This window comes from Nostoc sp., assembly GCF_036917315.1.
Classification (GTDB): Bacteria; Cyanobacteriota; Cyanobacteriia; order Cyanobacteriales; family Nostocaceae; genus Nostoc.
In genome coordinates this window covers 1-10,324 of sequence record NZ_JBALDR010000037.1, presented here as the reverse complement: position 1 = coordinate 10,324, position 10,324 = coordinate 1, and the positions used below count along the sequence as shown (strand labels likewise).

9 protein-coding genes are annotated in these 10,324 nt (G+C 43.9%); 7 read left to right on the top strand and 2 right to left on the bottom strand.

Translation table 11 applies throughout. The features are described from left to right. Window positions 1-272: 272 nt before the first annotated feature. Window positions 273-1,388: an ABC transporter permease gene (locus tag V7K84_RS16970; protein ID WP_334839707.1), complete on the bottom strand. Its 1,116-nt coding sequence runs from the start codon at window positions 1,386-1,388 to the stop codon at window positions 273-275. 121 nt (window positions 1,389-1,509) lie between these two features. Then, window positions 1,510-2,391: an Npun_R2479 family HD domain-containing metalloprotein gene (locus V7K84_RS16965; RefSeq protein WP_334839705.1), complete on the bottom strand. Its 882-nt coding sequence runs from the start codon at window positions 2,389-2,391 to the stop codon at window positions 1,510-1,512. 564 nt (window positions 2,392-2,955) lie between these two features. Between V7K84_RS16965 and V7K84_RS16960 the strand changes: the two genes are divergently transcribed. The 7 genes from V7K84_RS16960 to V7K84_RS16930 form a co-directional block, all read left to right on the top strand. Further along, the gene (locus tag V7K84_RS16960; protein WP_334839703.1) at window positions 2,956-4,413 is read left to right on the top strand and encodes an efflux RND transporter periplasmic adaptor subunit; all 1,458 of its coding nucleotides are present in this window, start codon (window positions 2,956-2,958) and stop codon (window positions 4,411-4,413) included. Next, window positions 4,385-4,654 carry a hypothetical protein gene (locus V7K84_RS16955; RefSeq protein ID WP_334839702.1) on the top strand — a complete coding sequence of 90 codons (270 nt, stop codon included), beginning with the start codon at window positions 4,385-4,387 and terminating at the stop codon, window positions 4,652-4,654. The genes V7K84_RS16960 and V7K84_RS16955 overlap by 29 nt, the downstream gene beginning before the upstream one ends. Window positions 4,655-4,729: 75 nt before the next feature. After that, complete coding sequence (locus tag V7K84_RS16950) at window positions 4,730-7,933, top strand: efflux RND transporter permease subunit (protein ID WP_334839700.1); 3,204 nt, start codon at window positions 4,730-4,732, stop codon at window positions 7,931-7,933. A gap of 105 nt (window positions 7,934-8,038) precedes the next feature. Continuing rightward, a complete protein-coding gene (locus tag V7K84_RS16945) occupies window positions 8,039-8,515 on the top strand; it encodes a hypothetical protein (protein WP_334839698.1) in 477 nt (158 codons plus the stop codon). A 267-nt stretch (window positions 8,516-8,782) separates the two neighbouring features. Next, window positions 8,783-9,169, top strand: coding sequence for an endonuclease domain-containing protein (locus tag V7K84_RS16940; protein WP_334839696.1), 387 nt, complete (start codon window positions 8,783-8,785; stop codon window positions 9,167-9,169). A gap of 188 nt (window positions 9,170-9,357) precedes the next feature. Next, window positions 9,358-9,600, top strand: coding sequence for a hypothetical protein (locus tag V7K84_RS16935; protein ID WP_334839695.1), 243 nt, complete (start codon window positions 9,358-9,360; stop codon window positions 9,598-9,600). 185 nt (window positions 9,601-9,785) lie between these two features. Then, the coding region (locus tag V7K84_RS16930) for a HEAT repeat domain-containing protein (protein WP_334839693.1) at window positions 9,786-10,324 on the top strand (539 nt) is incomplete at its 3' end.

Sequence of the window (10,324 nt, the reverse complement as noted above, 5' to 3'; positions counted from 1 at the left end):
TCTAAACTTAGAAAGCCAATAGCCGGCATAACAACCTGTACCCGAAGTTATATTCATCTTTATTATATGCAAATTGTAGGCGCAACAGCTTACTTCGGCGTTCGCATTTGTTATTTCGGCGTTCACATTTCTTACTTCGGAGTTCGCATTTGTTACTTTGGCTATCGCATTTGTTACTTTGGCTATCGCATTTGTTATTTCGGCGATCGCATTTGTTACTTCGGTGTTCGCATTTGCTATTTCGGCGGTACCATTTGCTATTTATTGAAGGCTTATCTTCTTAAACTACGAGGATCAAGTGCATCTCTCAACCCATCACCGAGTAAGTTGAATGCCAACACTGTGAGAATAATCAGCACAGCCGGCGGCCAAATTAGCCAAGGTTGCAACACCAAGATTGAAGCATTACTTGCCAGAGAAAGCATATTTCCCCAAGAAGGGTCTGGTTGTTGAATACCTAAGCCGATGAGACTCAGTATTGCCTCTGCACCAATAAAGCCAGGAATTGCAAGAGTCGCAGAGATAACTACATAACTAGCCGTTTGCGGTAAAACGTGGCGGAGGATGATATAAATTGGGTTCGCGCCCATTGCCCGCGCTGCTTGGACAAATTCTCGCTCTTTAAGTGATAGTACCTGTCCCCGAATGACCCGTGCTAAACCAGCCCAGCTAATAACCGAAGTAATCACCACAATCAGCAAAAAGCGCTGGGTACTGCTTAAACCTGCTGGTAAGACTGCGCCCAAAGTCACCAAAAGATAAATACTAGGGAAAGTCATTAACACTTCTGCCAAGCGCATAATCAGGCTATCAGTCACACCGCCGAAATAACCAGAAATTCCCCCGATGAGCAAACCGAGGGGATAGGTAATGATAATGCCAAAAATCCCTATAAACATACTGATGCGGCCGCCATGCAGCAGGCGACTGAATTGGTCGCGGCCTTGGTCATCAGTGCCCAAAATATTGACTTTGACGCCACTTGTTGTGCCAAATAAATGCCAATTTAAGGGAATACCACCAAAGATTGTGACTTCATCCCACTTCGGCGGTAGTGGCAAACTCATCTGTAACAATCGGTATTCTGGCCCGGAGACAAATAGACGCAGAGGCGAAGGCTTTGTCGAGTCTACAATCAGTTTGCGATCGCCTGTATCTAAATTTGTATCTCCCTGAGTCGTCGGATAAACATAAGGCCCGACAAACTGCCCTGATTGAGAAACCCAGCGTATCTTAGTTGGTGGCAGCAGCGAACCATTAGGCTGTGAAGCATAGGGGTCATAAGGAGCTACGAAATCAGCTGCAATTACTCCTATATAGAAAATTAACAGCAAAATGGCCCCAAATCGTGCCAAAGGATTTTTCTTAAGTCGTCGCCACCAATCCATAGTAGTTAGGAGTTATAAGTTAGGAGTTATGAGTTATTAAGTTTTTATCTTAATTCATAACTCATAATTAATAATTTTTAACTCCTAAACTCCTGTACAGACGCGATTAATCGCGTCTCTCCTAACTCTTAACTGCTAACTTCTCTAAATACCGTTGCTGTTCTTCCTGTTGTTTTTCATGTTCCACAACAAACACGTTTGAGTAAAGATTTGCAAGAATTTGTTTTCCCTGTTGTGTCAATGATAGGTAATGCAGTCCTTCTTGGATATAGGGATAGACGCCATTCCAGTAAAACTTAGCGTAGTTATTACGTAAATCGGCAGGGGTGTTATAGCCCAAAACTTTATTTACGCCAGTCTCTTCAAATTCGTAAAATAAAGAAGTAATTTTCTTCAGGTAACGCGGGTCGCTTAGTTGACCAATCAAATCAGCAGCACGCACTAATCCTGCAAAGCACTTTGTATCTTGATGATCTTCTGCCGCCGGCACGGGAAATCGAGTCAATTCAATATTGCTCTTAATTGCCTCAGCATCGATTAACTTGTGACCCCCAAAACGCTCATCAATAAACAGTTTGGCTCTATCAACATGATACGGTGTCAGACTGGCATCAGAAGCGCCAGCAGCCACAGAAATCATTCTGCCATTTTTACCTGTGGAATATAAGTTTGCTGTTTCTCGGTCTTGTCGGCAAACTCCCTTAACATAGCCAATATCATGACTGACTAAAGAAATAATACAATGCAACCAGTCTTCACTAGAAACACCACCTTCTCTGATGTGTTTGCCACGTAAAATTTCTTGTCCCACGAGGGTTACTAAGACAGTGTGTTCAACATTGTGGTAAAGAGCATCGCTGTTGGCAATGTTTTCCAAAGCCATGTTACCCGCCCAGGCGATAATATCCTGATAATCATTTTTAAAGCAGCCATAAGTGCGACGGTAGCCGTCTCGAATTTCATTTACAAAGGCATCAATTAAAATTTCAGTGGCATTGAACATATCTGTTTTCTCTGGTAAATACCAATTTTTTATTGATTTGATTTCAAAATTCCAGAATCAAGGCCACCCTTGCTGGAATCTAAGGCAATGGAGTTTGCTCCTTTGTAACTCACGTGTAGCTGTAGACGCTAGCTTTATCTATGCCTGGATACATGACTTCCTGGCAACACAAAGGCTTTAGAGAAATGATTGATTACGTATAAAAATAATTTACTAGTATCCCAAGGTACATAAATACTTTCAATTCTAATTAAATAAATCTAGATGAGCTATATTAGTTTTTCATATTTAAGCATTGGTTGACAGCGAGCTAAATACTGATGGTGTGTGACATAGAGTAGCTCTATGAGATGAGAGAATTTTTTGTATCATAATCTACATAAAATTTGCGATCGTCTTTTAATAGTAATTTCTCTTAGTTATGAAGTTCTATTATATACTATTGCAGATAAAAGACATTTACTATGAAATGCGTCATAGTTGATATCGAAGTAAATAAACTTCAAGTTTTCTTAAGAAAATACCAAGATTTGGTATGCATAGACAGCAAGTAGAGGTGAAACTGTGAGCGATGAAAGTCTTTCAGAAGTCGAGGTGGAAGAAGCTATAACCTCTGAAGATAGGAGTTTTTTAAGCAAATCAGATCAAAAGTTGGCCAGGGCATGGTTGAAGCCATTATTCTTGGGTACTGGTTTAGGAATTGCGATCGCCTTGGTTGGGATGAGTGTATTAAATCGTTCTCCATCGCGTCAACAAAGTGGGGTAGCGGATAAAAAAGTTAACCCGGCGATGACAGTTACTACCGCCACAGTAGAAACCGCCCGCGTTGTCCGTACCCTTAAAACGACTGGGACTGTAGCCGCGAGTGATTTAATTCCGGTGCTACCGCAAACAAACGGCTTACAAATTAAAAGTATCCCCGCAAATGTCAAAGAAGGAGCTTTTGTCAAACAAGGTCAAGTCTTGGCAGTGCTAGATGGTTCCATACTGCAAAGCCAAATTAGCCAAGCAAAAGCAGATGTGGAATCGAAACAAGCAGATGTGGCATCCAAACAAGCAGATGTGGCATCTAAACAAGCAGATTTGGCATCAAATAAAGCGATAGTCAAGCAAAAACAAGCTGATTTAGCTCAAGCTAAGGCGAGGTTGGAGGAAGCAGGCAAGAATTATCAGCGCTATCAACAACTCGCTGACTCTGGGACGATTAGTAAACAAGAACTTGATACTCGTTCCTACAATGTGAAAACTGCCATAGAAGTTGTGAACCTGTCCCAAGAAAATATACGCAGTGCCCAGGCTAATATCGGCAGTGCCCAAGCCAATATTAATAACGCCCAAGCGATCGTCAACAAAGCCAAGGCTGATGTCAAGAGCAGTGCTGCTAAGGTGCAACAACTGCAAACTCAGTTAGGACAAACTGTGGTGCGCGCGCCTGTTTCGGGAGTCATCGCCGAAAAACTAGCTAGAGTCGGTGATGTCACTGGTGTACCGCCGCAAACTCAGGTGGGAACTGTGATTGGTGGCACACAAAAACTATTTTCGATTATCCGAGATGAAAAGTTAGAACTTCAGGCGAAGGTGCCCGAAACTCAACTAACTCAGGTGAAAATTGGCGCATCGGTGCAAATTACTTCTGATGTCGATCGGCGGGTGCGATCGCAAGGACGAGTCAGAGATATACAACCACAACTGAACGATCAAAGACGGGAAGCAACAGTGAAAATTGACTTGCCGCCAACAACTTTACTTAAACCAGGAATGTTTGCTAGTGCTGCAATTACTACTGACTCAGGGATGAAAATGGTAGTGCCACAAAAAGCAGTGCAGTCCCAAGGTGACGCAAGTGTAATTGTATTCATCTTATCGAGTGAAAATACAGTCAACAGCCAGAAAGTCGAGTTAGGAGATCCTGGTAATAACGACACGGTGGAAATCAAGAGTGGGTTACAGTTAGGCGATCGCGTTGTCGTTGATGGTGCAGGCTATCTCAAAGATGGCGATAAGGTTAGAGTTGCAAGTTGAAGCAGGAATCAGAATTCAGAAGTCAGAAGTCAGAATTTTGAATCCAATCAGTGGAGAATTCAGCAGAAAGTCGGGCAGTCACTTGGTAAGGCAGTCCGGTCTTTTGGGTTTCCACGGAGGAGGAACTGCTGAAAAGGTTTCTCGACTTGAGCGAATTGGTGTGTTATTAAGCTTGAGTATTAAAGTTTTCTGGATTCTGAATTCTTACACTGAGATGTCGAATCCCAAATCGTTTGACTGAGCGTAGTCGTACCCCTCCGGGGAAGCAAGCTACGCGTAGCGTTCCGCAGGAAAATCCCAAATTTAAAATTTCCCAATGTCCTTTAATATCTCAGCTTGGTCGATTAAAAAACCTGTTCCCACGATAGTTTTATTTTTAATTTTGACAGTTGTCGGTTGGTTCTCCTTCATATCCTTGGGGATTGATACTAACCCAAATATTGATGTACCAACAGTTTCGATCAAAGTCACCCAACCGGGTGCAGGCCCAGCAGAATTAGAATCCCAAGTGACGAAAAAAATTGAAGATGCTGTGGCGGGGTTGGGCAATATCGATTTTATGATTTCCACTGTCAGCGATGGGAACTCTAAGACGACAATCAATTTCGTTTTGGGTACAGATAGCGATCGCGCCACCAATGATGTTAGAAATGCGATCGCTCAAATTCGCCAAGATTTACCCCAAGACATTAACGATCCAATTGTGGAACGCCTAGAATTTTCCGGCGGCCCGGTGATTACCTACGCAGTTAAATCAGATCGGCGTTCTGTAGAAGAGTTAAGCAATCTCGTAGACCAAACTATTAGCCGTGCCTTGTTGGGAGTTCGTGGTGTAGCACAAATTCAGCGCGTGGGTGGTGTTGACCGAGAAATTCGGATTAATCTTAATCCAGACCGCTTACAATCTTTAGCGATTACCGCCACTCAGGTAAACGACCAAATCCGCGCTTTGAACATTAACTTACCCGGCGGACGTGCTGAAGTTGGTGGTAGCGAACAAAGTATCCGTACTTTAGGAAGTGCCGTCAGTGTGGATATTTTGAAAACCTACGAAATAGTTTTACCACAAGGTGGTTCTGTACCGTTATCTAGCCTGGGAACTGTAGAAGATAAATTTGGTGACGTGCGCCAAGCCGCCCGTTTGAATAATCAACCTGTGGTAGCTTTTCAAGTCTTACGTAGTACTGGCAGCGTCCTGGTGACTGTGGAAGAAGGAGTGAAAGCAGCAGTCAAACAACTGGAAAAAACCCTTCCTCCAGATGTCAAACTGGATTTAATTTTTACTAGAGCCGATATTGTCCGCCAATCTTACCAAAGCACCATTGATGAATTGATTCAAGCTTCGGTGCTGGCGGTCATCGTTATTTTAGTGTTTTTGCGGGACTGGCGAGCAACATTAATTACCGCTGTTGCCTTGCCCTTATCAATAATTCCCACCTTCGCAGTGCAGCAAGCCCTTGGTTACACCCTCAACAACATGACTTTGTTGGCATTAGCCTTGGCGGTGGGCAACTTGGTCGATGATGCCGTTGTGGAAATTGAAAATATGGAACGGCATATCGCTATGGGTAAGTCAGCTTGGGAAGCGGCTTTTGAGTCTTCCGACGAAGTAGGATTAGCGGTAATCGCCAGTTCAGCGACGATTATTGCAGTGTTTCTGCCCGTTGCCTTTATGGGTGGGATTCCGGGGCAATTTTTTCAACCATTTGGCGTTACCGTTGCCGTTTCCACAATTTTCTCAACTCTTGTCGCGCGGATGGTTACGCCGATGATGGGGGCGTATCTTTTAAAGGAGGCGGAGGGGCACACTTCTCTACGAGAGGCTGCGCCAACGACTACGCTCAGTGACCGGGGGGCAGCACTTCGGCTTCGCTCAGTGACCGAGGGGCAGAGGGGAGTAATAAAAATTTTTAATTTTAAATTTACACTTCCAGGTGGTGGGAACGGAAGTAGAAAAATTGGAGATGAAGAGCGTCAAGGCTTTCAACCTTATAGATTGCTTTTACAGTGGGCATTACGCCATAGATTGACAACAATGGCGATCGCTTTAGCTTTCTTCATTGCCAGTGCGATGCTGGTTCCCTTAATTCCCAAGGGTTTTGTTGATGATGGTGACTTCGGAATTTCTAACGTTTCTATAGAATTACCTCCTGGTTCCACTTTGTCAGACGTTAACAAGGTAGTCACACAAGCGACTGATATCATCCGCCAAAATCCAGTAGTTGAACGCGTACTAGCAACAGAAGAGATCAATTCTGCCAGCCTTGCGATTAATCTCAAACCCAGAGAGGAACGAAATATTTCCCAAAAACAGTTTGAAGAACAAGTGCGTCCTAACTTTGAGCAAATACCAGGAGCGAGAATTAGTTTTCAAAGTCAATCGCCGGGTGACAGCCGCAAAGGTTTATCAATTGTCCTCAGAAGTGAAAATCCCGAAGCTTTGAATCAAGCTGCTGATGCCTTAGAAAAGCAGATGCGATCGCTAGCTGGATTGGTAGAAGTGGCATCTACTGCAAGTTTGGTAAAACCAGAGATTTTGGTAATTCCCAACCCGCAACGGGCAGCAGATTTGGGGGTGACAGTGCAAGCGATCGCTCGGACTGCTTCCCTTGCCACCATCGGCGATAATGAGGCGAACTTGGCGAAATTTAATTTAAGCGATCGCCAAATCCCCATTCGCGTCCAAATAGATCCGCAAGCGCGGGCTGACATTAACACAATCACAAATCTGCAAGTCCCCAATCAAAATGGTAGATTGGTTCCCCTCATCGCAGTGGCAGATATCCGCTTTGGTAGCGGGCCTGCTACCATCAACCGTTACGATCGCGCCCGTCAAGTCGCTGTAGAAGCCAATTTGCAAGGGCTTTCTTTAGGAGAGGCAGTCCAGACAATCAACCAACTACCCGCGATGCAAAACTTACCACCAGGAGTAATACAGCAACCATCAGGTAGTGCCAAAATTATGCAAGACATTTTCGGTCGCTTTGGCGGTGCGTTGGGGCTGGCATTAATGTGTATCTATGCAATTCTGGTGCTGCTGTATAACAACTTTCTTCATCCATTATCGATTATGGCAGCCTTACCCTTTTGTTTAGGTGGCGCATTAGTAGCGTTGATGGTTGCTCAAAAACCCTTGGGAATATATGCCCTGATTGGGATTGTGTTGCTGTTGGGGATTGTCACCAAAAACTCGATTCTGTTAGTTGACTATACGATCATCAACATGCAAGAAGGTAAAACTCAACGTCAGGCACTCATTGAATCAGGTGTGTCACGTCTGCGCCCAATTTTAATGACTTCTTTCGCAACCATCGCCGGTATTCTCCCTTTAGCATTGGGAATCGGTGCGGGTTCTGAAGTTCGCCAACCGATGGGAATTGCCATTATGGGCGGTTTTACAACTTCTACTCTGTTGACACTGGTAGTAGTGCCAGTGATATTTAGCTACATTGACAACTTCCAAACTTGGATTATGCATACAATGCGCTATGGCTTTGGTAAGAAACCATCGCGCCCATAATTGTAGAGACGGCGATTTATCGCGTCTTCCGCCTCGTGCCCAATTTGTGCGATCGCATTTACCAGTGGGAATCATAACAAACAGATTTACCACAGTAAATATCCAATGTCTTACCAAAACATTACCGCTTCCCTTTCCCCAGAAGATATCCAAGAAATTAAAGCTGCCTTTGCGACTATCCAAGCAAAGATGCCTTTTCTCGTTACCCTGAGTGCAGAAGAACGACGCAACTTATTTAAGATGGGCGATAAAAGACTAGCTTTTGTCAACAATAGCCTGATTGCTGCCCAATCTAACCGAGATATTTTACCAGCCAGTTTTGATTTAGATGAATTTGTGCGGGATTATCAACTAGCTGCTAACCTCACCGAAGTTTTGATTGGACTGCGACAACTGACAGAACAGGTAGATGATACCCTAATGGCTGTCGGTAGCGAAGCAATGGGTAGCAGTTTGACAGTTTATGATTACGTCAAGACTGCTGCTAAGAAAACTCCAGGGTTAAAAACTATTGCTGAACAATTAGGCGAACGGTTTAAAGCTATTAAAAGTAAACCTGCTAAAGCTACTGTCGATTCTTAAAGGCTTTTAAAAAGCTTTTAGTGATGTAGCCAATACTTTGAGATCCCCCTAAATCCCCCTTAAAAAGGGGGACTTTGACTCCGGTTCCCCCCTTTCTTAAGGGGGGTTAGGGGGGATCAAAACGTTAACTGAACCCTATTTATTGCCTTAAAAAGGATGACTTTGACTCCGGTTCCCCCCTTTTTTAAGGGGGGTTAGGGGGGATCTCGAATGACTATGCACCAAAACCTACGCAGTATTGGGTAAGGGGCATAAACACTAGAAAATATGACAAACAAACTCAATAGCAGCAATCTCTATCTACCTTACAATCCAAAGCTTGTAGAAAGAGCGAAAGAACTTCGTAAAAATATGACCCCAGCAGAAAAAAAGCTGTGGCATGAATATTTGAGAAATTTTCAATATCGGGTTTTCAGACAACGACCGATTAATCATTTCATAGTTGATTTCTACTGCCCTACTTTACAAACAGTGATTGAAATTGATGGGGATAGCCATTTTACAAATGAAGGTCAAAATTACGATCTGGAGAGAACCAACATTTTGGAAGGCTATGGTTTAAAGATTATTAGGTTTACAAATAGTCAAGTTTTAAATCACTTTGATAGTGTGTGTGAGCAGATACAGCATACGATCCCCCCTAACCCCCCTTAAAAAAGGGGGGAACCGGAATTAAAGTCCCCCTTCTTAAGGGGTATTTAGGCGAATCTCAAAAAACGGGGAAAACTTCTTAAAGTCCCCCTTCTTAAGGGGGATTTAGGGGGATCTCCAATGACTATGCACATTAACCGAATCGTATTGAGAGTCTCCTGATTTGTAAAACGAGATATATCTTTTGATCAATGAACCTCAAAGCTTCGCCGATGAACCTCAAAGCTTCGCCGATGAACCTCAGAGCATCGTCAATGAACCTCAAAGCTTCGCCGATGAACCTCAAAGCTTCGTCGCTGAACCTCAAAGCTTCGTCGCTGAACCTCAAAGCTTCGTCGCTGAACCTCAAAGCTTCGTCGATGAACCTCAGAGCATCGTCGATGAACCTCAGAGCTTTGTCGATGAACCTCAGAGCTTTGTCGATGAACCTTTAATACTCGTTTACAAGTATGAAAGACTCTCAATCAGGAATTAGGAATTGCAAGCTTGTTATTATACCGATAGCCGCGTGTAATCTGCCGCCTTGCCCTGATTTATGCTCATAACTCCCCACCACACCAGCAAGCTTTCCCTCTTTTTCCTTTTCTGTTTTACCCTACTCCTAACTCTTTTCCTTTGTTTGCCTTGGGTAAGCGCCAAAGAAAAACCTGAACTCAAACCCCAAGATTGGCAGATTAACGGTATATCAGCAGCCCTTGATGATGGATACGACAAAGTTAAGGGATATGCTCTCAAGCAATTAGGTGAATATAATCTCAAAGATTTAAAATCCCTGGTGAAGAAACCAGAGGATATTGCCGAGAAAGCTGCTAATATCCTCAAGGATGAAAAGGTTCCCGCCAACGTTCGTTATGGTGCGGCATCGGCATTGGGCAACTTGGGAGACGCCGCAGCCAAGTATGTCCCTGACATCCTCAATTTCCTCAAGGATGAAAAGGTGGACGCCTACGTTCGTTATGGTGCGGCATCGGCATTAGGCAACTTGGGAGACGCCGCAGCCAAGTATGTCCCTGACATCCTCAATTTCCTCAAGGATGAAAAGGTTCCCGCCAACGTTCGTTCAGGTGCGGCATCGGCATTGGGCAACTTGGGAGACGCCGCAGCCAAGTATGTCCCTGACATCCTCAATTTCCTCAAGGATGAAAAGGTGGACGCCTA